Consider the following 24,460-nt stretch of genomic DNA (forward strand, 5'->3'; position numbering starts at 1 on the left):
CCGCGAGCGCACCGACGCCCACCGCAAGACATCCTGGGGCAAGGCGATCTACAAGCGGCGGAAGGAGACGGTCGAGCGCTCCTTTGCCGATGCCAAGCAACTCCACGGTCACCGATACGCCCGCTTCCGAAGTCTCGTGTGCGTCAGATGCCAGTGCCTGCTGGCTGCCGCCGCCCAGAACATCAAGAAGATCGCAATGGCCCTCACAAAGGCGCCAAAGCCAAGCATGGCCTGAGCAGATCAGGCCGTTTCAACAAAATCGAAACGCCACCTTCTCAAAAGCATCAATCCGCAAACACAAAACCCGCCGAAAATATCGACGGGTTTGTCAGCGGTCTGAGCCCCGGCCTGCCGGGGCTTTCTCTATAATGGGCAGCAGGTGGCAGGCGTCCCATCGCATGGAGTTTTCACTATCGGCTCCCTTGCTCGGCATTCGAAGTAGAACCGAGCCGACTGTGACAGTTCGATAACAGAACGAGGGCAAAATCCTTGATATCAGTGGTAAAAGCCACCACATGATGAATTGAAAGGAAGTCGTGCCATGAAACAACGAAACGCAAAATTCAATATTGGCGACGTGGTTCGACACCGGATGTTCCCCTTCCGTGGTGTCATCTTCGATGTCGATCCGGAATTCGCAAATACCGAGGAATGGTGGAATTCCATCCCGGCCGAAGTGCGTCCCAGCAAGGACCAGCCCTTCTACCACCTTCTCGCCGAAAATGACGAGACGGAATATGTCGCATACGTATCGGAACAGAATCTGGTCAACGACGAGAGCGGCGTTCCGCTCCGCAATCCGCACGTCGCCCAGATTTTTGATCAGGCGCCGACCGGCCAGCTCAAACCCAAGATGAGCCTCGCCCACTAGGCGTCTCCAAATTCCAACCATTTCCGAGGGAAGGTGCCCCAACGCCTTCCCTTTTCGTTTGGGTGACACAGTGCGCAGGGATTGGCGATGGGCAAAGAAAAAGCCCGGAGCGATCCGGGCTTTTTCTTTCGTAAGATGAATGAAGCTCTCGGTCAGCTTACTGCTGCTTGGCAGCCTTCTGGGCGTCTTCCAGCTTCTTGCGTGCTTCCTCAGCCTTCTTCTGCATGCTGTCCTGCAGGCTCTTCTGGCTTTCGGCAAGCTTGCTGTCGGAGATCGCCGGGCCGTCAAAGGCAGCGCCAAAGCCGGACAGCGAGATCTTGATCGGGTTCGGCGCGCGACGGAAGTTGATCGAGGTGAAGGTGACGTCGGTGCCCTTCTTCAGCGAAGCGATCATAGCGTCGGTGACAGGAACTTCCGCGGTGCACTTGTCGGGAAGGCAGACTGCGTAGTCGAGCTTCTGGCCCTTGCCGCCATCAACCTGCATGGTGATGCCAGGCGGGATCAGACGAGCCGTCGGAACCGAAATCTGCAGGATCTTGCGGTTAACCTTGCCGTCGACGGAGATAAGGCCGACTGCCGTAACGAGCTGGCCGTTGTTGGCCATGATCAGGTTCTGAACGATGCAGATATCCGCATCGTCCTGCTTGGCGCAGGTTTTGTACCAGCCGAGACGCGGCTGGTTGGGATCGCTACCACCACCTTCGGCAGGAGCTGCGTTGGACGCATCCTGAGCAAAGACAGCTGCCGGCATGGCCGCACCGATCATGAGAGCCAGAGCAGAGAGACCTGCCCGCATTTTGTTGTCAGTCTTGAACATCATAGCGAAACCGCCTCCTGAAATCCGCTGCGGGACGACAGCGCGCCGTCCCATGCAATTCGGGTCAAACCGTCGTCCACCTGTCGAATGAATAAGGCAAATACATGACCCGAGAAACCCGGCACCCCTGTTACATCGCACCGGCGCGGATATCCAGCGTTTCTTTGGTCTTTTCTATCGAGACCTAAGAATTCCACGGTCGCGTGTTGAATTCGGCACGCTCATGATAAGGTTCGGCCGAATCGTACCCTTACCGGAAAGGATGCCATGCAAGCGCTCCGGATCGCTGTCTTCCTGCTCTTCGCAACATTGTGCAATGCCGCAGCGGCGCAACCGCTCTATGGCATCGCGATGCATGGCGAGCCGGCGCTGCCGGCGGATTTCAAGCATTTGCCCTACGTCAATCCGGACGTCAAAAAAGGCGGCCGCATCAGCTATGGTGTCGTCGGTACTTTCGACAACCTCAACCCCTTTATTCTGAAGAGCATGCGCACAACCGCGCGCGGCATGTGGGACCCTGAGTACGGCAATCTCATATTCGAACCACTGATGGTGCGCTCGCGCGACGAGCCATTCACGCTCTATGGGCTGCTGGCGCAGACGGTCGAATGGGACGACAGCCGGAGCTACATCCAGTTCAATCTCAATCCCGATGCCAAATGGTCGGATGGGCCGCCGGTGACGCCGGATGACGTGATCTTTACCTTCCAGCTCCTGCGCGACAAGGGCCGAGTTCCCTTCTCTTCCTGGCTCGAAACGATCGCCAGTATCGAGAAAATCGGCGATCACGGCGTGCTGGTCCGCTTTAACGAGAAGGGTAACCGCGAGACGCCGCTGATCATCGCATCGTCGCTGCCCATCCTGCCGAAGCACGCGACCGACCCCGACAGCTTTGAGCGCACGACGCTCGGCACCCCAATCGGCTCTGGCCCCTATCGGGTGAAAAGCGTCGACCCCGGCCAGCGAATCGTTTTCGAGCGCAATCCCGATTACTGGGGCAGGAATATCCCGACGAAGGTCGGTATCGACAATTACGATCAGATCGCGGTGAACTACTTCCTGCAGGACACGACCGTATTCGAATCCTTCAAGAAGGGCGATCTCGATATCTATCAGGATGGCAGCCCCGCCCATTGGCAGAAGGCCTATAACTTCCCGGCCGTAGGCGCCGGAGCCGTGGTAAAAGAGACGTTTACGCCGAAGCTGCCGAGCGGCATGCTGGGCTTCGTCTTCAACACGCGCCGGCCGATCTTTGCCGACAAGAATGTGCGCAAGGGCCTGGCGCTTGCCTTCGATTTCGAATGGTTCAACCGCAACCTTGCCTCCAGCGCCTATACGCGCACCGAGAGCTACTGGCAGAATTCCGATCTGTCCTCCTTCGGTGTTCCCGCCGATGCCAACGAACTTGCCATGCTCGGCCCGATCAAGGACCACATCGACGCCGACGTGCTTGATGGCACTTACAAGCTCCCGATCAGCGACGGTTCCGGCCGCGACCGCAAGATCCTGCGGAAGGCCGTCAATTTTCTCAAGCAAGGCGGCTACTCGATCAAGGGCGAACGCATGGTCGACAGCACCGGTCGGCAGCTCAACTTCGAGATCATGACGCAGAATGCCGATCAGGAGCGCATCGCCATCGCCTATCGCCGCTCGCTGGCGTTGCTCGGCATCGCGGTCACCATTCGTACCGTCGATGATTCGCAGTACCAGCTGCGTACGACCAATTACGACTACGACGTGATCATCAAATCCTATCCGTCATCGCTATCGCCAGGTATCGAGCAGGTCGGGCGCTGGGGTTCCGTTGCCGCGAAGACGCCGGGCAGCCTGAATTTCGCAGGAGTCGCGGATCCAGATGTCGATATGCTGATCGATCATTTCCTGACGGCGCATTCGGCCGAAGAATTCCGCGATGCCGTGCGATCCTTCGATCGGATCCTGATATCAGGCTATTATGTTGCGCCGCTTTATCACATCGCGCAGCAATGGGTGGCACGGCGCAGCCACGTCGCCCATCCCGAGACATTGCCGCTCTACGGCTATCAGCTGCCCGCCTGGTGGGATGCATCCGCACAATAATATGCGCTGCGTTCACGCTGGTTCCCTTTCGGTAACTGGTTGAAGCCGTCCCCGCAAAAGCTTAGATGGTGGAAACGAGCCAAAGCGCATTGCGATTTTTCAAATTCGCATCCTGCGCTTGAGGTCTTTTATTTACGTATGTCGTTATCGCAAAGCTGCTGTAAGCGTTTGCTCGACATGCTTTCGGAACCGAAAGGAAAGAACCATGGAACGCATCACGATCGACATCGTCTCGGACGTCGTCTGCCCATGGTGCTATCTCGGCAAGGCCCGGCTGGAGCTGGCGATTGCCGAGGTGCAGGACGAGGTGGGCGTCGACCTCAACTGGCGGCCCTACCGCCTGAACCCGGACTATCCGCCCGAAGGCGTCGACCAGAAGAAGGCGCTCGAGCAGAAGCTAGGCGGCGCGGAGCGTGTCGCGCAGGGGCACAAGATGCTGACGGATCTCGGCCGCGAGGTGGGAATCAAGTTCGATTTCGACGCCATCAAGATCGGTCCGAACACGCTCGACGCGCACCGCCTCATCCATTGGGCCGTCACCGAAAGCCGCGAAAAACAGGACAAGGTCGTCGACGCGCTGTTCAAGGCTAATTTCGAAGAGGGCCGCAACGTCGGGGATCACGCAGTTTTGCTCGATATCGCCGAAAAGGCTGGCCTTGACCGCTCCGTCATCGCGACACTTCTCGCCTCCGACGCCGATCGCGACCTGATTGTCGGCGAGATCGAAGCCGCCCAGAAGATCGGCGTCACCGGCGTCCCCTTCTTCATCTTCGACCAGCAATACGCGGTTAGCGGCGCTCAGACGCCGGATGTGCTGGCAGGCGCACTGCGTGATATTGCCAAGATGAAGTCCGAGGCGCGGGCTGGGATGAATTGAGCGGCGGCCACGGATTTTAGCCGTTGCATCATGGATGTCACGGGCGTCGTCTCCAAAGAGTTGGAGACCGCACGGACTCTGTTACGCGAACCGGATGGCCGTTCTCGCGGGGCATGCCGCGATCGAATGCAGCCTCATTGCGCGCCGACACATCGTTTCTGGCAGCGGAGGTTCGATCCGCTGCCAGAGATGTTTCAACCAGTGGTCTGCTTATTTTGCCGGGGGCTTGTAGGAAGATGCGATTGTGCCCGCCTTCTGTTGCGCAGCCTTGAATTCCGCGCCCGTGTAGGCTCGCACGGTTTTGACATTCGATACGGCTCCCGATGCGCTGATGACGAGAAGTGCGGGGATCAGGTCAGCACCATCGTCGAATTCCGTGATTGCCATCCAGTCGGTTTCGCCGGTCGTGAGATAGAAAGAATGCAGTTTCCCGCCCGCTGCTTCCATGACGCCACGGGCCGCCTTTTCTCGGTTCGATGGATTGTCAATCATTCCCTTCGCTGAAGTGGCTGTATAGCACCCTGTTGTTACGAAAAGTGGCATAGGACATCCTCCCTCGACAATTGAGCAGATCGGTTGATCTGCGGAATACTTATTATCTCAAAAAACTTGGCGTTAGACGAGCGTCGGACCGCAGAGCGTTAGATTGGCCGCCGCCTGTCTCGGCGCTGTCATGGGGGCCTGCCCCCGATGGCCTGTTTGGCGCAGCGATCTGCCTAGTCGCGATCCTTCTGCCTGAATTCTTGCTGCTCTTGGGCGCGTTGCCGTTCTGGGACAGCCTACAGAAGCGCCGGATGGCTCAAGCCGCCATGCATGGCGCGAACGCTGCCGTAGTCGGCATTCTCGGCGCGGCTCTTTATCGCCCCGTGTGGACCAGCGCGGCGCTCAAATTCAGACGATTTTGCGCTCGCGTTGACAGGGTTCATCGCGTCGGCTGTCTGGAAGGCTCGGCCGTGGATTGCTGTGCTCTCGATGGCGATGGGTGGCATCGTGCTTCCACGTAGACCGCAATGGGCCGAAAACGGGCCAATATCACAGGGCTGCCAATTACCGTCCCTACTTTGCCAATTCCGCCAGCTGCGTCATCACCACAGCCGCGCCCTGTAGCCTCTTCTCCGGCGTCGGCAAGTCGCGGGTGAGGAACACGCTGTGGTCGGGGCGGATCTTTGCCATCGTGCCCTGCTTGCCGATGTAGCCGACGAGATTGGCCGGGTTCGGGAATTCCTTGTTGCGGAACTGCACGACGACGCCCTTCGGGCCAGCATCGAGCTTCTCGACATTGGCGATGCGGCAGAGCGACTTGATGTAGACGATCTTCAGCAGATGCTGGACCTCGATCGGCATCGGCCCGAACCGATCGATCAATTCGGCGCCGAAACCGTCGATTTCCTTGATCTCGGTGATTTCGCCCAGACGGCGATAGAGCGCCATGCGCAGATGTAAGTCCGGCACATAGGCGTCGGGGATCATGACCGGCGTGCCGACGGAGATCTGTGGCGACCAGCCGGTATCCTGGATCTCGTCGACACCCTTGACCTCGGCGACGGCCTCCTCGAGCATCTGCTGGTAAAGCTCGAAGCCGACTTCCTTGATATGGCCGGACTGTTCCTCGCCGAGCAGATTGCCGGCGCCTCGGATGTCAAGATCGTGGCTGGCAAGCTGGAAGCCTGCGCCAAGCGTATCCAGCGATTGCAGCACTTTCAGCCGGCGCTCCGCTGTCGTCGTCAGCACCTTGTTGACAGGCAGCGTGAAGAGCGCGAAGGCGCGGACCTTGGAACGGCCGACACGGCCGCGGAGCTGATAGAGCTGGGCAAGGCCGAACATGTCAGCGCGATGGACGATTAGCGTGTTGGCCGTCGGCACGTCGAGACCGGATTCGACGATAGTGGTCGATAGCAGCACGTCATAACGGCCCTCGTAGAAGGCGTTCATGATGTCTTCCAGCTCGCCGGCCGGCATCTGGCCGTGGGCGACAGCCACCTTCAGCTCCGGCACATCCGATTGCAGGAAGGCATGGATATCGGCAAGATCGGCGAGGCGCGGGCAGACATAGAAGCTCTGACCGCCACGGTAATGCTCGCGCATCAGCGTTTCGCGGATAACGAGCGAATCGAAGGGCGAGATGAAGGTGCGCACCGCCATGCGGTCGACTGGCGGCGTGGTGATGAGCGACAGCTCACGCACGCCGGTCATGGCAAGCTGCAGCGTGCGCGGGATCGGCGTTGCCGAGAGCGTCAGCACATGCACGTCGCTCTTCAGCTCCTTCAAGCGCTCCTTGTGCTTGACGCCGAAATGCTGCTCCTCGTCGATGACGAGAAGGCCGAGATTGGCGAACTGGATGCCGGCGCCCAGCAGCGCATGCGTGCCGACGACAATATCCGTCTTGCCTTCAGCCACTTCCTTCTTGGTAAGCGCCAGGTCCTTGGCGCCGACCAGGCGTGACGCCTGCTGGATGCGGATCGGCAGGCCGCGGAAGCGCTCCGAGAAGGTCTTGAAGTGCTGGCGGGAGAGCAAGGTTGTGGGAACGACGACGGCGACCTGAGCGCCGTTCATCGCGGCGACGAAGGCGGCACGCAGCGCCACTTCCGTCTTGCCGAAGCCGACGTCGCCGCAGACGAGGCGATCCATCGGCCGGCCAGCGCCGAGATCCTCGCGCACCGCCTCGATGGCGTTCATCTGGTCGTCGGTTTCGTCATAGGGGAAGCGGGCGGCAAACTCGTCATAGAGGCCGTCCGGCGTCGCCAGCACAGGCGCATGGCGCGTCAGGCGTTCAGCCGCGACGCGGATCAAGGCGCCCGCCATGTCAAGCAGGCGCTTCTTGAGCTTGGCCTTGCGCATCTGCCAGGCGCCGCCGCCGAGCTTGTCGAGCTGGGCCTCGGTGCCCTCGCCGCCATAGCGCGAGAGAAGATCGATGTTTTCGACCGGCAGGAAGAGCTTGGCCTCGTCGGCATAGAGCAATTCGAGACAAGCGTGTGGCGCACCCGCCGCCTCGATGGTTCTCAGCCCGACGAAACGGCCTATGCCGTGTTCGGCATGAACGACGATCGAGCCTTCGTCGAGACCGGCCACTTCCGAGATGAAATCGGCGGCCCGCTTGCGGCGCTTGGAGCGGCGCACCATGCGGTCACCGAGAATATCCTGTTCGCCGATGATGACCAGATCGCCGGCCTCGAAACCGGCCTCCAGGCTAAGCACGGCGGCGGCCGCCTCGCCTTTCGCCAAGCCACCAAGGTCCTTGAAAGCCTCGATCGTCTTGACACGTGCCAGCCCATGCTCGGCCAGCACCTGCAGCAGGCGGTCGAGCGAGCCTTCGGTCCAGGCTGTGATCAGCACCTTGCTGCCAGTGGCACGCTTGTCGGCAATATGCTTGACGACAGCGTCGAACACGTTGACACGCTCGCTATCGGCGCTGTCAGTCGCAGATCGCGCCCAGCGCAGCCCTTGCCGGGCTTCGAGGCTCACAACGCGGCGCGCCTCGCCCTCATGCTCGTTGAAAGGCGATATGCGGACGGCGCCGAACGCATCGAGCGCATTCCCGAAGGCCTTGCCATCGAGATAGAGCTGGCCCGGGGTAACGGGCTTGTATGGCGTGCCCTGCGCCATCTGGCCCTTGCCTTGCTGGCCGGAGTTCAGGCGGGCGTCGTAATAGTCGAAGACGAGCTTCGAGCGCTCCTCGGCGGCCTCGCGTATCGTGTGGTCGCTTACCAGCCGGAAGCCCCTGAGATAATCGAATACCGTCTCCAGCTTCTCATAGAACAGCGGCAGCCAGTGTTCCATGCCGGCATAGCGGCGCCCTTCGGAAACGGCGACATAGAGCGCGTCATCGCGGGTGGCGGCGCCGAAGGCCGAGAGATAGCTCTTGCGGAAGCGGCTGATCGTATCCGGCGTCAGCGTCACCTCGCTCATCGGATTGAGATCGAGCGAGCGGACCTGCCCCGTCGTGCGCTGGCTGGCGGGATCGAAGCTGCGAATGCTTTCCAGCGTATCGCCGAAGAAATCGAGGCGCACCGGCTCTTCCGTACCCGGAACGAAGACGTCAAGAATGCCGCCGCGCACGGCAAATTCGCCGACTTCACGCACCGTCGCGACGCGATCGAAGCCGTTGCGCTCCAGGCGGCTGGCGATATCGTCCATACGTACCTGATTGCCTGGCCGGGCCGAGAACGCCAGGCTCTCGATGACATCCTGCGGTGCCACCTTTTGCAGCATCGCATTGACGGTCACCAGGACGATCGCGGCATGCGGTTTGCGGTGATAGGCGATTAGCCCGGAGAGCGCCGCCAGGCGGCGGGCCGACGTGTCGGAACTCGGCGAAACACGGTCATAGGGAAGGCAGTCCCAGGCGGGCAAGGTGAGAACCGGTATTTTGGGCGCGATGAAGCCGAGCATCTGTTCGACGTCGGCCATGTGCTGACCGTCGGACATGACATAGGCGACCGGCTGGCCGGCTCTTGCCAGCTCTGCAAGCAGGAATGGCTCCATGCCGGCCGGAACATGACCGACCGTCAGCGGCTCGCTTGCGGCGAGCACCTTCTTCGCGTCGAAACCGGGGATCATTTCGTTAATCCAAACCTTTCGGCGATCTCTTCGAAATCGGGCTTGTAGGATCCAATGCGCTGAAACAGCGGCGTCTGCAGACGCTCCGGCGTGGGCTCGGTTCCGAGGATCCACTTGACGAGATCATTATCTTCTTCGGCCATGATGCTTTCGAGCTCATCGAGTTCGGCTTCATCCAATCCTGGAAGTTCGTTATCGGCAAACTGGCCGAAGACGAGATCCATCTCGCGGATGCCGCGATGCCAGCAGCGGAAAAGAATGCGCCGACGGCGAGGATCGAGATCGGCACTGCTGAGGGTCAGCCCAGTCATCAAAAACACCTTTATGTTGATGCGTCTCTATAAAACCAGCGTTGTAAGGTGGGAACCGGTTTTTCAGAAAAAAGCACCTGCGACGCAATTTTCCGGGGAGCGTTCGGCTCAATGTCGCCGAGTTCCCGCACGCCCCTTGCCAAAAGTGCCCTGCCCGTCGCATTTTGCCGGCCATGCGCCCTGCCATCCTCGACCCGTTGTTTGCCTCCATCTCTTCGCTGCCCGGCGTCGGGCCGAAGGTATCCGAGCTACTGGTGAAGCTGCTCGATCGCGAAACGATCGACGACTGCCGAGTCATCGACCTTATTTTCCATGCGCCGCATTCGATCATTGACCGGCGCGAACAGCCTGGCATCGCCCGAGCGCCGCAGGGAGCCATCGTCACCATTACCGGCCGCGTCGACCGGCATCAGCCGCCGCCCAATGCGCGCAGCAACGTACCCTATCGCGTCTATCTGCATGACGAAACCGGCGAACTGGCGCTGGTCTTCTTCCGCGGCAAGGCGCAATGGCTGGAAAAGCAGCTGCCGCTCGACGAGACCGTCACCGTCAGCGGCAAGGTCGATTGGTTCAACGGCCGCCCGTCCATGGTGCATCCGGACTACATCATGCGCGAGAGCGAGGCGGAAAACCTGCCGCTGGTCGAGCCGGTCTACCCGCTAACCGCAGGCCTCACGCCGAAATTCCTGCGCAAGACCATCGAGGCGGCGCTGCCGCGCATTCCGCAATTGCCCGAATGGGATGACATCGCCCTCGCCCAGAAGCAGGGCTTTCCCTCGATATCCGACAGCTTCCATATGCTGCACGCGCCGCGAGACGCAGCCGATATCGATCCGCAAGCGCCGGCCCGCCGCCGGCTGGCCTATGACGAATTCCTGGCGGGGCAATTGTCGCTCTCCCTGGTGCGCCAGAGGCTGCGCAAGGTTGCGGGGCAGCCAGTGCATGCAACTGGAGAAATCAGCGGCAAGATATTGGAATCTCTGCCCTTCTCGATGACGAACAGTCAGCGCGACGCGGTTGCCGATATTCTCAAGGACATGGCGGGCACCGAGCGCATGCTTCGGTTGCTGCAGGGCGATGTCGGCGCGGGAAAGACGCTCGTAGCCTTGATGGCGATCGCAGCCGTCATCGAAAGCGGCGGCCAGGCCGTGCTGATGGCGCCGACCGAAATTCTCGCCCGGCAGCATCATGCAACGATCTCGAAATTCGCAGCAAGTGCAAACCTTTCCGTCGAAGCTCTCACGGGCCGCACGAAGGGCCGAGAGCGGGATGCGATCCTGGAGCGCATTGCCTCCGGCGAAGCGCAGATCATCATCGGCACCCACGCCTTGTTTCAGGATAGTGTCGCCTATGCCAATCTCATGCTGGCTGTCGTCGACGAGCAGCATCGCTTCGGCGTTCACCAGCGCTTGCGCCTCACCGCCAAGGGCATCTCGCCGCATATGCTCGTCATGACCGCAACGCCGATACCGCGAACACTGGTGCTCGCCGCCTTTGGCGATATGGATGTCTCCAAGCTCACCGAGAAGCCGGCGGGGCGTAAGCCGATCCAGACGATCACCATCCCGAACGAGCGAACCGGTGACATCGTCGGCCGACTGAAAAGCGCACTATCGGAAGGCAAGAAAGCCTATTGGATATGCCCACTTGTGGAAGAATCCGAAGAATCTGATTTAATGTCGGTCGAGGAGCGCCATGAGACGCTGACGAAGGCGCTCGGCCCAGGCATCGGCCTCATCCATGGTCGGATGAGCGGGCCGGAAAAAGACGCCGTCATGATGGCCTTCAAGAATGGCGAGATCCGCCTCTTGGTCGCTACGACCGTCGTCGAAGTCGGTGTCGACGTCCCGGATGCGACCATCATGGTCATAGAGCATGCCGAGCGTTTCGGTCTTGCGCAATTGCATCAGCTGCGCGGGCGCGTCGGACGCGGCGACGAAGCTTCCACCTGCATCCTGCTCTACAAGGGACCGCTCAGCGAAACCGGGCATGCGCGGCTGTCGATCATGCGCGAGACCGAGGACGGTTTCCGGATCGCCGAGGAGGATTTGAAGCTGCGAGGCGAAGGCGAGCTTCTCGGCACGCGCCAGTCCGGCACGCCCGGTTTCCGCATCGCCAGCCTCGAGGCCCATGCCGACCTTCTGGAAATCGCCCGCAAGGATGCGGCCTATCTGATCGAGCGCGACCCGGAGCTCACTGGCGAGCGCGGCATAGCGGTGCGCACCCTGCTCTATCTCTTCCGGCGCGACGAGGCGATCCGGTTCCTGCGGGCAGGATGAGCGGACGGACGCATTTGCTGCGTCCATCCCTGTTTCACGACGTCACTTGGCAGCAAGGCCCGGGATGGTGACCTGAAATACCTGGAACATGGTGTCAACGTCGGCGCCGCTGTCATCCTTGTAGGCGGCTCCGACCTGGAAGCCGTCCTGGGTGATGAAATCGTTATCGTTGGCGACGAACAGAAAGTAATCGTCCGGCAGCTTCGGGTCCTGGACGCTGGCGAGCGACATGGCTTCCCACTTTTCCGAGAGATTGTTGCGGTCGTTCGGAGCACCGTTGTGAAGGCCGAAGCGGGCGAGATCGGCGCCGTCGTTGATGTCGATGAACTGGCTGACAGTGGCCGGCTTCACCGTGGGATCGAGAACGCCCTTGGGAGCGACCGCCTTGTCGCCATCGAACTTGCCGCCTGCAATGTCGGTGGCGGCGGAAACGTCAACGATGTCGATGCTCCGGTAAAGCGACTTCTCGCCCTTCTGACCGTAGCCATTGCCGCTATCGCGCGCCAGCATCAGGAAGCTCGTCGGCGAGAGAGCCACGATTTCGCTCTGGGCGGCGACCGCCGTCTTGCCCTTGTCATTGGTGAAGACCGGCAAAGGCACGACATATTCATGCACCAGTTTCAGATGGTCGAGATCTGCAGCATCGTAAACCAGGGCGCGCGTGTTCTGTCGCGTCGAGCTGGAATCGCCGCCATCCTGGCGAGTGGCGGACTGGAGCACGGCGATCAGGAACTTGCCGTCCGGAGTTAAGGACATGCCCTCGAAGCCCTGGTTGTTCTGACGGCCGCTGGTCGGATCCTTCGGATCGGGCGCGGTTTCACCGGGGCCTGGATTGTTCGACGAGAAGTTCACGGCGCCACGGCGCATCGGCAGAAACGCAGCCGGCGGCGGCGTGGCCGACAGCATGCGGCCATCCGCCGAGAAGCGGTAGATATAGGGGCCGTATTCGTCGCTGATGAACATGGTGCCATCAGGCAGCCGGGCAATGGCTTCGTTGTCGAGCGAGATCCTGCCGTTCGGCGCTTGCGGCAGCAATGGCATAGCTCCATCCGGATGTCGGACGCCATCCGCCGGGTCGAGGCCGGTCGTATCGGCGCCCTTGTTGTCCTTCAGCAGCAGCGTCTCCGCGAGCTTGGCTTCGACACCCGCCTGCTCCTTGCCGGCCGGCGGCGTTGCGCCGGGAGCGACCGGCGTCAGCTTGATATCGATGGTATTGAGACGCGCGCGATAGTCGGTGGTACCGGCGACATTGTAACCACGGTCCGGCAGCAGCCAGAGCGAACCCTTGTACGTGCCGTCGGCATTGCGGATCCAGCTCTTGGTGTCGATCGACATGCCTGAGCCAGAACCGAAGGTCTCGCCGAACTTGTCGCGCTGATTGGCCGGAATGCGGCCGACGGCCACGCGCCCCTTGTTGACGAGCGTCACACCCTGAACGGTTACGGATGTGTCGGCGAACGCTGCGACCGGAGCGGTGAAAACGAATGTGGCAAGGGCAGCCGACAGCAACGGCAAGCTCTTCGAACGCATATATTTCAAGACAGTATCCTCCTGATGAAAACCCTTGAGGAGACAACGGCATCCATCTCCGGCCTGGTCGAAAACCCCGCGTCGAAGAACAATTGCCCGGCGCTCAAGCTCCGAGCATTCGATGATGAAATGCAACCAACTGCATGTCCCCAAGTATGATCTAAGGTGTCAACATGATAGGCACATGACAGTTCGCGCTGTACGCGAAGGACCCGATCAACGATAGGCGCGGGAGCATTCCTAGGTCAGGGAATCCATCGGAACGGGCTTGGGCAGGCCCTTCGCCGCGATCAGCTCTTGCTTGAATTCGGGCGAAACCAGGCCGCCGGAAATCAGAAGCTTGGCGCCGTCCTCGGGGCTCATATCGAGAATGGTGATCTTTTCGCGCGGCACGAAAACCAGAAAACCAGCGGTAGGCACCGGCGTCGGCGGCAGGAAAACCGCGACCATATCGTGCCCCATGGCATCGAATTTGGAGGCAATTTCACCCTTGGCATCGGTCGAGATGAATACCATGGACCACAGGCCGGGGCTGGGATATTCGATAAGCCCGACCTTCTTGAACGACGTGCCCTGCTCCTTCAGCACCGTTTCGAAGATCTGCTTGACGCTCTTGTAGATCGTTCGCACGAGAGGCACACGATTGACGAGCGACTCTCCCAACCGGACGATACTCTGGCCGATCAGGTTCTTGGCCAGGAAGCCGATCAGCGTGATGAAGATCATCGCGATGACCAGCCCGGTGCCCGGAACGGCGAAATTCAGATAGTTCTCGGGATCGTAACGCGCCGGAATATAGGGGCGGACCCAGCTGTCTGCCCAATGAACGACGGACCAGGTCAGCCAGAGCGTAATGGCGATGGGTGCGCAAATAATCAGGCCGGCCAGGAAGTTGTTTCTAATCCGCGTCGGCACGGATATTTTGATGAGCTTTTCAGTCATTTGCCGTTCGAAAACTCCGTTCCGTCGCCTACCGCTAACCGGCAAATCCCCCCACCTCTCCTATAAGGAAATTGCCAGAAATCGATGCGGCATACAACCCGGCAGTCATGCCGCCGGGCCTAACAGAGACGCTACTCACGACGACGTGATGCCGAGCGACGACAGGAGAAGAATCCTACTCCACGGTCACGGATTTGGCGAGGTTTCGCGGCTGGTCAACGTCCGTGCCCATAAAGACAGCTGTGTGATAGGCAAGCAGCTGAATCGGCAGCGAAAAGATGATCGGGGCGATGATCTCGTCCACAACAGGCAGAATGATGGTCGCCATCGTCGGCAGCGTCGATGCGGCGGCACCTGCTTCGTCGGTGATGAAGATGATCCGACCGCCACGTGCCGCCACTTCCTGCATGTTGGAAACGGTCTTGTCGAAGAAGCGGTCATGAGGAGCGATGACGATAACGGGCATATTCTCGTCGATCAGCGCGATGGGACCGTGCTTCAGCTCGCCGGCCGCATAGCCTTCAGCATGGATATAAGAGATTTCCTTGAGCTTGAGCGCGCCTTCCATCGCAAGCGGGAAGCTGGTGCCTCGGCCGAGATAGAGTACGTCCTTGTATTTCGATATCTCGCGCGAGAGGCTTTCCATCTGCGGCTGGATAATGTTCAGCACCCGCGCCATGATGCGCGGCATCTCGACGAGGTGATGCACCAGCTCCTTTTCATCCTCGGCGCTGACCGTACCGCGGGCGACGCCGGCTCCGATCGCCAGAGATGCCAGAACGGCTAGCTGACAGGTGAAGGCCTTCGTCGAGGCAACGCCGATCTCAGGACCGGCCATGATCGGAAACACCGCATCGGATTCGCGTGCGATGGTCGATTCCTTGACGTTGACCACGGCACCGATCTTCAGGCCGTTATCCCGGCAATAGCGCAGCGACGCCAGCGTATCGGCCGTCTCGCCGGACTGAGAAATGAATAGTGCTGCCTGCGACGGCGACAACGGCATTTCGCGATAGCGGAATTCGGAGGCGACGTCGATTTCGACCGGGAGACGCGCATAGCGCTCGAACCAGTACTTGCCGATCAGGCCGGCAAGATAGGCGGTACCGCAGGCGGAAATTGCCAGACCGGAAACCTTCCCGAAGTCGATAGCCGAAACGCCGGGGTGCACGCGATGGCTGGCGAAATCGACATAATGGCTCAGCGCGTGGGAAATGACCTCCGGCTGCTCGTAGATTTCCTTTTCCATGAAATGGCGATGGTTGCCCTTGTCGACGACATAGGCGGTCGCATGGGAAATCTGCCGCGGCCTGTTCACTTCCTTGCCGCTGTAGTCGAGGATCGTGGCGCCGCTATGAGTGACGATCGCGCAATCGCCGTCGACGAGATAGGTGATCTCGTTGGTGAACGGCGCAAGCGCGATGGCGTCCGAGCCGAGGAACATCTCGCCCTTACCATGACCCACGGCGAGCGGCGGGCCGGAGCGTGCCGCCATCAGCGTGCCGGGATCGTTTTGGAACATGACAGCCAATGCGTAGGCGCCCGTTACGCGGTTCAGCATCTTGAGCATGGCAGCGCGGGGATCCAGCCCATCGCGGACATAGTTCGCAAGCAGATGCGCCACGACTTCTGTATCCGTCTGCGAAGAGAATACCCTGCCCTCAGCCTTCAACTCCTCGCGCAATTCGGAAAAGTTTTCGATGATACCGTTGTGGACGACAGCAACGCCTTCGACGAAATGCGGGTGAGCATTGGTTTCATTCGGAACGCCGTGGGTTGCCCAGCGCGTATGCGCGATGCCTGTTGTGCCCGCCAGCGGATCCGTCTGCAGCCGCTTCTCCAGATTGAACAGCTTTCCTTCCGCACGGCGACGATCCATCACGCCGTTATGGATCGTCGCAACGCCGGCCGAATCATAGCCGCGATATTCGAGGCGCCGCAGCGCATCCACCAAGCGATCCGCCACAGGCGCCGTTCCGACGATCCCAACAATACCGCACATATAACTCTCCGTCTGACCTCAGATGTGAGGGCAAGTCCTACTCATTCTCAGGATTTTCTCAATTGCCATAACGGTCACTTTCGATTTCGGACCGTTACGCGAAACGTCCAAGGGTTTTAGTGGCTGCCAGTGCCCTTCTTTGCCGCCTTGATGGCCAGAGCGCGTTCGCGAACGAGCTTGGCTCGCTCCGGCTTCACTTCCTGGCGTGCACGACCGAAGGCCAGGGCATCGGCCGGAACATCATCGGTGATGACGCTGCCGGACGCGATATAAGCACCGTCACCGATGCGCAAGGGAGCCACAAGCGAAGAATTGGAGCCGACGAAGGTGTTGGCGCCGATGTGGGTCTCATGCTTGTTGACCCCATCATAGTTGCAGGTGATGGTGCCCGCACCGATATTGCTGCCGGCTCCGATCGTCGCATCGCCGATATAGGTCAGGTGATTGACCTTGGCGCCCTCGGCGATCTTGCCGTTCTTCACCTCGCAGAAATTACCAACCTTGGCACCGCTGGCGAGATCGGCACCGGGGCGCAGCCGTGCAAACGGGCCAACCGTCGCGCCGGCGCTGACATGCGCGCCCTCGATATGAGAGAAGGCATGGATGACCGCACCGCCTTCGATAACAGCCCCGGGGCCGAACACGACATTCGGTTCGATCAGCGCGTCCTGGCCGATGACGGTATCATAGGCAAGAAAGACAGTCTCGGGCGCAATCATGGTAACGCCTGACAGCATCAACTCATGGCGCCGCCGTTCTTGCCAAAGGCGTTCGATGGAGGCGAGCTCGGCGCGATTGTTGCAGCCGGTCATTTCGACTTCCGGCGCATCGACAGCCACGGCGCGGCCGCCCAGCGAACGGGCGATCTCGACCAGATCGGTGAGGTAATATTCGCCCTTGGCATTGTTGTTGCCGATACGATCGAGCAGATCCAGCGCCTTGCGGCCGTTGATCGCCATCAGGCCGCTGTTGCACCAGGTTACCGCCAGCTCGGCATCCGTCGCATCCTTCGCTTCGCGGATGGCAATCAGTTCGCCGTCTTTGACCAGCAGTCGGCCATAGGCGTTCGGATTGTCAGTGTGAAAGCCGATGACCACGATGTCGTTGCCGTCGGCCAGCCCTAGCCGAGCAGCACGGAGCGGTGCGTCGGTGAGCAAGGGCACGTCGCCATAGGCAACAAGAATATCGTCATATCCCCGCGCAATCGCCTCGCGCGCAGCAAGGACCGCATGACCGGTGCCGAGACGCTCTTTCTGAAGATAGGATTCCACCGCTATGCCGCCGATCGACGCTGCCGCACTGACCTCATCGGCATTGCGTCCCACCACCAGCGCGGCCGCCGAAATATCGGTCTTGGCGATCGCCTCCATGACGTGAGCAATCATCGGCCGGCTCGCAATCGGATGCAGTACCTTCGACATCGACGATTTCATGCGGGTACTGTCGCCGGCGGCGAGGATGATGGCGAGGCAGCTACGTTCCATTTCAAGCTCCGAGATAAACGGTCAGGCGTCGCCCATGACTGGGCGCAATCCTCTCATAGCAACTACTCGAGTGGCGAACCAAGCAAAATTGGGAGAGATCTCAGGTATCGGCAAGAGCCGCAAAGGCTTCAAGCACATGCTGCCGCCCATCGACGATCACAAATTCCATGGCTTTGCGCGCAGCCAGACTATCGTGCGCTGCGATGGCATCGACGATAGCCATATGCGTATCGGCGATATTGCTGAAGCCGTTGGCGGAAGGGCGCGCACTCATGCGGAACATGCCGACCAATGCCGCCTCGATAAGTCCGCCGAGCGACCGCATGAACGGATTCTGCGAGGCTTCCGTGATTGCCAGATGGAAATGCAGATCGGCGATGGCAAGACTGTCCGACGTGTGATTCGGGTCCGCCATAGCACTTGCAAGCCCGCGCAACAGATCGATGTCCTCACGGCTCGCCCGGTCCGCCACCAGGCCGGCGGCGAATGGCTCGAAGGCAATGCGTATATCGTAGAGGTGGAGAAGGAACTCCTTGTCGATTCCGCTTTCGAAATGCCAGTTCAGCACTTCGTTATCGAACATGTTCCAATAAATCTTCTCGGTGACACGCGTGCCGACACGCGCGCGCGGCACGACCATGCCCTTGGCCGCCAGGGTTTTCATACTCTCGCGCAGAATCGTGCGGGATACTTTGAACCGCTGCAGAAGCTCGCTATCGCCTGGAAGAATGCTGCCGATCGGAAAAGCACCCGATACGATTGCCTTGCCAAGGTCGTCGACCACCTGCGCATGGCTCGTGCGCGACTTTCCCTCGGCCTTTCTCGTATCAAGCAATCGGCTACGCAAGCACCCTGTCCTTCCCTCAGACGTATCGTCGATTGAAGCGGGAAAACAGCAGAAGACCCTTCTGCATCAGAATAAATGCAAACAGCAACAAGCCGATCAATATCTTCGTCCACCAGCTGGAAAGCGTTCCATCGAAGGTGATGTAGGTCTGAATCAAGCCCTGTATGAGAATTCCGATGAGTGTTCCTCCGACGAACCCCGCTCCTCCCGTCAGCAGTGTTCCGCCTATAACCACGGCAGCGATAGCGTCCAGCTCGACGCCGACCGTGGCAAGCGAATATCCCGCTGATGTATAAATGGAAAAAACGATTCCGGATAGACCGGCAAGAAAGCCGGATAGGGCATAGATCCGGATCGTCGTGCGGCCGACGGGCACGCCCATGAGTTCGGCGGTCTGCACGCCGCCGCCCAAGGCGTAGACATTGGCGCCGAAGCGGGTGCGGTGCGCCAGCACGATGCCGCCGGCAAAGACGAGCAGCATGATGCCGCCGATCAATGTCAGCCGCCCGCCACCGGGCATCAGCCAATAGAGATCGTTGAGCTGCGAATAGAAATCATGCCCGATCGGGATGCTGTCGATCGACAGCACGAAGGCTACGCCGCGTGCCAGAAACATGCCAGCCAGCGTCACGATGAAGGGCGGCATGCTGAGATAGTGGATGATGGCGCCCATGCCGGCACCGAAAATAGTCGTGAGAACAAGGACTAAGACGAAAGCGATCAACGGATGGATCGTCGTGTCTCGGAGGACGATCGCCAGGAATACGCCGGTAAAGGCAATGACGGAGCCGATGGACAGATCGATGCCACCCGAGATGATCACGAATGTCATGCCGACAGCTGCAATTCCCAGAAAGGCATTGTCGGTCAACAGATTGCCGACCACCCGCGTCGACAGCATGTTCGGATACTGCGTCACACAGCCGGCATAGGCCAGGATGAAGATGACGATCGTCGCAAGCAGCGGAAGATATTTCGAATTCACTTTGCCTGCTCCTTTTGCACCATCCGCCCCTCGCCTCGGCGGCGCCGGAAGAACGCACTTGCGGACTGCATGGCCGGCGACTGGATGACCAGAATGACGATGACGATGATTGCCTTGATCACCAGATTGAACTCCGGCGGAAAGCCGGAAAGCAGGATGCCGGTATTGACTGATTGAATGATCATCGCGCCGATCAGCGCACCGACGATGCTGAAACGGCCGCCAAGCAGCGAATTGCCGCCGACCACGACGGCAAGGATCGCGTCCAGTTCGAGCCACAGGCCGGCATTGTTGGCATCCGCCCCCTTGATATCAGCCGAAACGATGATGCCGGCGAAGGAAGCGCAAAGCCCGCTTAATGCGTAAACCGCCACGAGCAGAATCGGGGTCCGGATGCCGGACAGCGTGCTTGCCCGCCGGTTGATGCCGATGGCTTCGACGAGCATTCCAAGCGCCGTGCGCCGGACGAGGAGGATCACAGCAAGCGCAACGATGAGCCAGATCACCACTGGCATGGGCAATGCCGCGAAGGAGCCGCTGCCAAGAAAGATGAGGCCGTCATTGTTGAAAGTGAGGATCGTTCCCTCGGTGATCAGCTGCGCGATACCACGACCGGCAACCATCAGCACCAGCGTCGCGATGATCGGCTGGATGTCGAGCACTGCCACGAGGAAGCCGTTCCACAGCCCGCAGGCCAGACCGACGCCGATCGTCAGCAACAGCGTATAGGCAAGCGAATAGCCTGCGACGATCGAGGATGCCGCTACGGCGCCGCAGATCGCGATGACCGCGCCAACTGAAAGATCGATGCCCTTGGTGGCGATGACCAGCGTCATGCCTATGGAAAGCAGCGCTACCGGCGCACCGCGGTTCAGCACGTCAATCAAGCTCCCATAGAGCCTTCCATTCTGAACTTCCAGATGAAAGAAATGCGGGAACATAATGAAATTCAACAGAAGAATAGCCGCGAGCGCAATCAGCTGCGGCATCAGGCGAAGCAAGGATGCCTTGATTTGCGAGCTCATGCGTCCTCCCGCGTCTTTTGAGTCGTGGCAATGGTCTCGACGATATTTCCGGCCGTTATCTCGCTGCCGGTCAACTCGCCAATGTGCTCTCGATCCCTAAGGACGATGACGCGTGAGCTATAGGCAACAAGCTCCTCGAGTTCGGATGAAATGACCACGAGAGACATTCCCTGCCGGCAAAGGTCTTCGATCAATCGGATGATTTCCGCATGGGCGCCGACATCGATGCCGCGCGTCGGCTCGTCCAGGATCAGGAAGCTTGGATTGGTCGCCAGCCATCGCGCGAGGATCGCCTTCTGCTGGTTGCCGCCCGAAAGAAGCCTGATGGGCTTTTCCCGGTCGGTCGTGCGGATGTCCAGTGCCTTGATGTAGCGATCGGCGATGGCATTCTGCTCGCTGCGGGCCAAGGGCCTCGCCCAGCCCCGCCGCGCCTGGAGTGCCATGATGATGTTTTCCCGAATGGAAAGATCGCCGATGATGCCGTCGGTCTTACGGTCTTCCGGGCAGAAGCCGAAACCACTCTTGATCGCAGCGCGCGGACTGGAAAGCGTAATCGTATTGCCGTCGATCTTTGCTTCGCCGCTGTCGGCACGCTCGACGCCGAAAAGCACCTCAGCCGTTTCCGTGCGTCCGGACCCGAGCAGACCGGCGATGCCGACCACCTCGCCGACATGTACCTCCATATCGAAAGGCTTGATCTTGCCGCGCTTGCCGAAATTGGTGAAGCGATATCGTACCGGGCCGCGCTCAGTCTCGGTCTGCTTCGCCGTGCTTTCGGTCTGCGCGAGTTCGCGGCCGAGCATCATGGCGATCAGGGTCTGCCGTGGAAGACCATCCGCATCGCGCGTGCCGACCAGACGACCATTGCGCAGAACGGTGATGCGATCGCAGATTTCGTAAACCTGCTCGAGAAAATGCGTGATGAAGATGATTCCAAGGCCGCGCTGCTTCAATCGCCTGACGATGCCGAACAGCATTTCGACTTCATGCGTATCGAGGCTGGCAGTCGGTTCATCGAGAATCAGGACCTTGCCGGAAAGATCGACGGCGCGGGCAATCGCAATCACCTGTTGTATGGCAACGGAGAAGCGGTCGAGCTGGCGGCTGACATCAATATCCACTCCATACTGCGACAGCAGATCTCTCGCCATATTGTTCATCAACCGGCCGCTAACCATGCCGAACCACCGCGGTTGGCGACCGAGAAAGAGGTTTTCCGCGACGCTCAGATTGGGCAGCAGGTTCACTTCCTGATAAACGGTGCCGATGCCGAGCTTCTGCGCCGCCAGCGTGTCATGCGGATCGATCGCGGCGCCATCGAGAACCAGGCTGCCAGCATCTCGACGGTAGGCGCCGGTCATGCATTTGATCAAGGTTGACTTTCCCGCCCCGTTTTCACCGAGCAGCGCGTGAACCTCGCCGCGCATCAATGTGAAATCGACTTGATCGAGAGCGGTCGACCCGGGAAAATATTTACAAAAGCCTGCTGCTGTCAGAAGTCGCTCGACGTCGTGAGCCATGAAGCACTGATGTCCCTGCATTGAGCCAATGGGCGAAAACGATAGCCGGCGCATTCCATTGATGCGCCGGCATCTTGCACAAGAGATCGCACCGGCGGCCTTACCGTTCCGGTGCGATCGGCTTTCGCCTCAGTAGCCGAGGTCCTTCTTCTGCTCGTAGACCTTCTGCGGATCGTCAGCCTGGGTATAGAGCTTCGATTCCGTCTGGATCCACTTCTGCGGCTCCTTCTTGGTCTTCAGATAGGCGTCGAGCGCGTCGAAGGCGGGGCCTGCCATGTTCGGGGTCAGTTCCACGGTTGCGTTCGCTTCGCCGGCAGCCATGGCCTTGAAGAGATCCGGAACCGAATCGATTGACACGGTCAGGATGTCCTTGCCCGGCTTCAGGCCAGCTTCCTTGATCGCCTGGATAGCACCGACGGCCATATCGTCGTTATGGGCATAGAGCGCACAAATATTCTTGCCGCCATTCTCAGCCTTCAGGAAGCTTTCCATGACTTCCTTGCCTTTGGCGCGGGTAAAATCGCCCGTCTGGCTGCGGACGATCTTCAAGTTGTCATGGCCCTTGACGGCCTCTTCGAAGCCCTTTTTGCGGGCGATGGCCGGCGAGGAACCGGTCGTTCCCTGCAGCTCGACGATATTGCACTTCTTGTCGCCGACCGTCTTGACGAGCCAGTCGCCGGCAACCTTGCCCTCATGAACCAGGTCGGACGTGACAGCCGTCAGATAAAGATCCTTCGGCCCATTGACCGTGCGGTCAAGCAGGATGACGGGGATCTTGGCTTCCTTGGCTTCCTTCAGCACAGCGTCCCAGCCGGTCTCGACGACGGGCGCGAGCAGGATCGCATCTACACCCTGGGCAATGAACGACCGGATCGCCTTGATCTGGTTTTCCTGCTTCTGCTGCGCATCTGCGAATTTGAGATCGATGCCGCGCTTTTTAGCTTCCTGCTTCGTCAGCGTCGTCTCGGCGGCGCGCCAGCCAGACTCCGAACCGATCTGCGAGAAGCCGACAACAAGTTGCTTTGCCGACGCGGACGTAAACATGCAGGCAGCAAGAATCGTGGCACTGATAAGTGCGGTCTTCAACTTCATGATTATCTCCCAAAGGCCATCTCCTCAGGCCCGCGGTTAAAAAATCATATAGTAATACTTTTGTAAATCGGCATTCGTTGATGCAGCGCAACAAAAAAAGGGCGCCGAAGGCGCCCTTTCTCAACTTTGGCTATTTGGCTGCGATTACTTCGAAGCCGGCAGCTTGTCGTCGACGCCTTCGATGTAGAAGTTCATGCCGAGAAGCGTGCCGTCGTCGGCCTTTTGGCCTGCCTTCAGCCAGGGCGTGCCGTCCTGCTTGTTGATCGGGCCGGTGAAGGGCGCGATCTCGCCGGACTTGATCTTGGCTTCGGTTTCCTGAGCCATCTTCTTCACGTCGTCAGGCATGTTGGTATAGTCCGACATCTTCAGGATGCCGTCCTTCAGGCCGTCCCAGCTCTGCTCGGACTTCCACTTGCCGTCGAGCAGCGCGTGAACGCGCTTGGAGTAGTAGTTGCCCCAGGTATCGACGATGGCGGTCAGCTGTGCCTTCGGGCCGGCGGCGATCATGTCGGACGCCTGACCGAAAGCATGGATCCCACGCTCCTGGGCAACCTGCATCGGCGCTGTCGTGTCGGTGTGCTGCGTCAGGATATCGACACCCTGGTCGACCATGGCCTTGGCGGCGTCGGCCTCCTTGCCGGGATCGAACCAGGTGTTGACCCAGACGACCTTGAGCTTGAAGCTCGGATCGACGGAGCGGGCGCCCTGCTCGAAGGAGTTGATGCCCATCACGACTTCCGGAATCGGGAAGGACGCGATGTAGGCAGCACCATGGTTCTTCGACATCTTGGCGGCGATCTGACCCAGGATGTAACGGCCTTCATAGAAGCGCGAGTTGTAGGTCGCGAGGTTGGGGCCGCTCTTGAAGCCGGTCGCATGCTCGAACTTCACCTTCGGGAACTTGGCGGCAACCTTGACGGTCGCATCCATGAAGCCGAACGAGGTGGAGAAGATCAGCGAGCAGCCGGAACGGGCGAGACGCTCGATGGCACGCTCCGCATCCGGGCCTTCCGGTACGTTTTCGAGATAAGGCGTGTCGATCTTGTCGCCGAATTCCTTCTGGACTTGCTGGCGGCCAAGATCGTGCGCCTGCGAATAACCGCCGTCCGTATGAGAACCGACATAGACGAAGCAGACCTTGGTCGGCGCCGCTTCGGCGGCAGCAGCGAAACCAACGATGGCAGCAGCTGTCGTGGCGAGTGCAAGTGCTAGTTTCTTCATGGTTACCTCTGTTGGTTTGGC

19 protein-coding genes and 1 pseudogene are annotated in these 24,460 nt (G+C 59.9%); 6 read left to right on the plus strand and 14 right to left on the minus strand.

The genetic code is table 11. The annotated features are described in order from the left end of the window. Together GA0061102_RS29255 and hspQ are read left to right on the plus strand one after the other, a co-directional pair. The coding region (locus tag GA0061102_RS29255; protein WP_208858717.1) for a transposase at positions 1-235 on the plus strand (235 nt) is incomplete at its 5' end. Positions 236-541: 306 nt separating this feature from the next. Further along, a complete protein-coding gene (gene hspQ / locus GA0061102_RS29260; protein WP_092855739.1) occupies positions 542-871 on the plus strand; it encodes a heat shock protein HspQ in 330 nt (109 codons plus the stop codon). Positions 872-1,028: 157 nt separating this feature from the next. Here hspQ and GA0061102_RS29265 read toward each other — a convergent pair whose 3' ends face one another. Then, on the minus strand, positions 1,029-1,691 hold the full coding sequence (locus GA0061102_RS29265; protein WP_092855741.1) for an invasion associated locus B family protein: 663 nt from the start codon (positions 1,689-1,691) through the stop codon (positions 1,029-1,031). Between the two features lie 264 nt (positions 1,692-1,955). Between GA0061102_RS29265 and GA0061102_RS29270 the strand changes: the two genes are divergently transcribed. Beyond that, the gene (locus tag GA0061102_RS29270) at positions 1,956-3,767 is read left to right on the plus strand and encodes an extracellular solute-binding protein (RefSeq protein ID WP_092855742.1); all 1,812 of its coding nucleotides are present in this window, start codon (positions 1,956-1,958) and stop codon (positions 3,765-3,767) included. 205 nt (positions 3,768-3,972) lie between these two features. Next, positions 3,973-4,644, plus strand: coding sequence for a DsbA family oxidoreductase (locus GA0061102_RS29275; RefSeq protein WP_092855743.1), 672 nt, complete (start codon positions 3,973-3,975; stop codon positions 4,642-4,644). A gap of 210 nt (positions 4,645-4,854) precedes the next feature. On the opposite strand, the gene GA0061102_RS29280 is transcribed toward GA0061102_RS29275, so the two are convergent. Then, positions 4,855-5,136 (minus strand): GYD domain-containing protein, encoded by a 282-nt coding sequence (locus tag GA0061102_RS29280; protein ID WP_245298176.1) that lies wholly within the window; start codon positions 5,134-5,136, stop codon positions 4,855-4,857. Between the two features lie 160 nt (positions 5,137-5,296). Here GA0061102_RS29280 and GA0061102_RS33730 point away from each other — a divergent pair. After that, a pseudogene (locus GA0061102_RS33730) lies at positions 5,297-5,640 on the plus strand (chromate transporter); the annotation flags it as partial. Positions 5,641-5,700: 60 nt separating this feature from the next. On the opposite strand, the gene mfd reads toward GA0061102_RS33730, so the two are convergent. Both mfd and GA0061102_RS29295 read right to left on the minus strand, forming a co-directional pair. After that, positions 5,701-9,201: a transcription-repair coupling factor gene (mfd, locus tag GA0061102_RS29290; RefSeq protein ID WP_092855746.1), complete on the minus strand. Its 3,501-nt coding sequence runs from the start codon at positions 9,199-9,201 to the stop codon at positions 5,701-5,703. Continuing rightward, complete coding sequence (locus tag GA0061102_RS29295) at positions 9,198-9,512, minus strand: FAD assembly factor SdhE (protein ID WP_092855747.1); 315 nt, start codon at positions 9,510-9,512, stop codon at positions 9,198-9,200. The genes mfd and GA0061102_RS29295 overlap by 4 nt, the downstream gene beginning before the upstream one ends. A gap of 173 nt (positions 9,513-9,685) precedes the next feature. On the opposite strand from GA0061102_RS29295, the gene recG reads away from it, so the two are divergent. Further along, positions 9,686-11,791 carry an ATP-dependent DNA helicase RecG gene (gene recG / locus GA0061102_RS29300; RefSeq protein ID WP_092855748.1) on the plus strand — a complete coding sequence of 702 codons (2,106 nt, stop codon included), beginning with the start codon at positions 9,686-9,688 and terminating at the stop codon, positions 11,789-11,791. A gap of 42 nt (positions 11,792-11,833) precedes the next feature. On the opposite strand, the gene GA0061102_RS29305 is transcribed toward recG, so the two are convergent. The 10 genes from GA0061102_RS29305 to GA0061102_RS29350 form a co-directional block, all read right to left on the minus strand. After that, positions 11,834-13,321 carry an esterase-like activity of phytase family protein gene (locus tag GA0061102_RS29305; RefSeq protein WP_425348576.1) on the minus strand — a complete coding sequence of 496 codons (1,488 nt, stop codon included), beginning with the start codon at positions 13,319-13,321 and terminating at the stop codon, positions 11,834-11,836. A 240-nt stretch (positions 13,322-13,561) separates the two neighbouring features. Continuing rightward, entirely contained in the window at positions 13,562-14,263 is a 702-nt protein-coding gene (locus GA0061102_RS29310; protein WP_092855749.1) for a DUF502 domain-containing protein, read from the minus strand. Positions 14,264-14,438: 175 nt separating this feature from the next. Beyond that, a complete protein-coding gene (gene glmS, locus GA0061102_RS29315) occupies positions 14,439-16,265 on the minus strand; it encodes a glutamine--fructose-6-phosphate transaminase (isomerizing) (protein WP_092855750.1) in 1,827 nt (608 codons plus the stop codon). 116 nt (positions 16,266-16,381) lie between these two features. Then, positions 16,382-17,749, minus strand: a complete 1,368-nt coding sequence (gene glmU, locus GA0061102_RS29320; protein WP_092855752.1) for a bifunctional UDP-N-acetylglucosamine diphosphorylase/glucosamine-1-phosphate N-acetyltransferase GlmU — start codon at positions 17,747-17,749, stop codon at positions 16,382-16,384. A gap of 100 nt (positions 17,750-17,849) precedes the next feature. Beyond that, positions 17,850-18,596, minus strand: coding sequence for a FadR/GntR family transcriptional regulator (locus GA0061102_RS29325; protein ID WP_092855754.1), 747 nt, complete (start codon positions 18,594-18,596; stop codon positions 17,850-17,852). Between the two features lie 16 nt (positions 18,597-18,612). Then, complete coding sequence (yjfF, locus tag GA0061102_RS29330; protein WP_092855756.1) at positions 18,613-19,581, minus strand: galactofuranose ABC transporter, permease protein YjfF; 969 nt, start codon at positions 19,579-19,581, stop codon at positions 18,613-18,615. Continuing rightward, complete coding sequence (locus GA0061102_RS29335; protein ID WP_092855760.1) at positions 19,578-20,606, minus strand: ABC transporter permease; 1,029 nt, start codon at positions 20,604-20,606, stop codon at positions 19,578-19,580. The genes yjfF and GA0061102_RS29335 overlap by 4 nt, the downstream gene beginning before the upstream one ends. After that, positions 20,603-22,126, minus strand: coding sequence for a galactofuranose ABC transporter, ATP-binding protein YtfR (gene ytfR / locus GA0061102_RS29340; RefSeq protein ID WP_092855784.1), 1,524 nt, complete (start codon positions 22,124-22,126; stop codon positions 20,603-20,605). Before ytfR ends, GA0061102_RS29335 begins: the two co-directional genes overlap by 4 nt. 129 nt (positions 22,127-22,255) lie before the next feature. Further along, complete coding sequence (gene ytfQ, locus GA0061102_RS29345) at positions 22,256-23,218, minus strand: galactofuranose ABC transporter, galactofuranose-binding protein YtfQ (RefSeq protein WP_092855762.1); 963 nt, start codon at positions 23,216-23,218, stop codon at positions 22,256-22,258. A 144-nt stretch (positions 23,219-23,362) separates the two neighbouring features. Then, entirely contained in the window at positions 23,363-24,439 is a 1,077-nt protein-coding gene (locus GA0061102_RS29350) for a BMP family ABC transporter substrate-binding protein (protein WP_092855786.1), read from the minus strand. Positions 24,440-24,460 lie beyond the last annotated feature (21 nt).

This window comes from Martinezella miluonensis (assembly GCF_900094545.1).
Lineage (GTDB): Bacteria > Pseudomonadota > Alphaproteobacteria > Rhizobiales > Rhizobiaceae > Rhizobium > Rhizobium miluonense.

Coding starts and splice junctions, on each gene's coding strand:
- hspQ (WP_092855739.1), top strand. CDS start 542: ATGAAACAACGAAACGCAAAATTCAATATTGGCGACGTGGTTCGACAC.
- GA0061102_RS29265 (WP_092855741.1), bottom strand. CDS start 1,691: ATGATGTTCAAGACTGACAACAAAATGCGGGCAGGTCTCTCTGCTCTG.
- GA0061102_RS29270 (WP_092855742.1), top strand. CDS start 1,956: ATGCAAGCGCTCCGGATCGCTGTCTTCCTGCTCTTCGCAACATTGTGC.
- GA0061102_RS29275 (WP_092855743.1), top strand. CDS start 3,973: ATGGAACGCATCACGATCGACATCGTCTCGGACGTCGTCTGCCCATGG.
- GA0061102_RS29280 (WP_245298176.1), bottom strand. CDS start 5,136: ATGATTGACAATCCATCGAACCGAGAAAAGGCGGCCCGTGGCGTCATG.
- mfd (WP_092855746.1), bottom strand. CDS start 9,201: ATGATCCCCGGTTTCGACGCGAAGAAGGTGCTCGCCGCAAGCGAGCCG.
- GA0061102_RS29295 (WP_092855747.1), bottom strand. CDS start 9,512: ATGACTGGGCTGACCCTCAGCAGTGCCGATCTCGATCCTCGCCGTCGG.
- recG (WP_092855748.1), top strand. CDS start 9,686: ATGCGCCCTGCCATCCTCGACCCGTTGTTTGCCTCCATCTCTTCGCTG.
- GA0061102_RS29305 (WP_425348576.1), bottom strand. CDS start 13,321: ATGCGTTCGAAGAGCTTGCCGTTGCTGTCGGCTGCCCTTGCCACATTC.
- GA0061102_RS29310 (WP_092855749.1), bottom strand. CDS start 14,263: ATGACTGAAAAGCTCATCAAAATATCCGTGCCGACGCGGATTAGAAAC.
- glmS (WP_092855750.1), bottom strand. CDS start 16,265: ATGTGCGGTATTGTTGGGATCGTCGGAACGGCGCCTGTGGCGGATCGC.
- glmU (WP_092855752.1), bottom strand. CDS start 17,749: ATGGAACGTAGCTGCCTCGCCATCATCCTCGCCGCCGGCGACAGTACC.
- GA0061102_RS29335 (WP_092855760.1), bottom strand. CDS start 20,606: ATGAGCTCGCAAATCAAGGCATCCTTGCTTCGCCTGATGCCGCAGCTG.
- ytfR (WP_092855784.1), bottom strand. CDS start 22,126: ATGGCTCACGACGTCGAGCGACTTCTGACAGCAGCAGGCTTTTGTAAA.
- ytfQ (WP_092855762.1), bottom strand. CDS start 23,218: ATGAAGTTGAAGACCGCACTTATCAGTGCCACGATTCTTGCTGCCTGC.
- GA0061102_RS29350 (WP_092855786.1), bottom strand. CDS start 24,439: ATGAAGAAACTAGCACTTGCACTCGCCACGACAGCTGCTGCCATCGTT.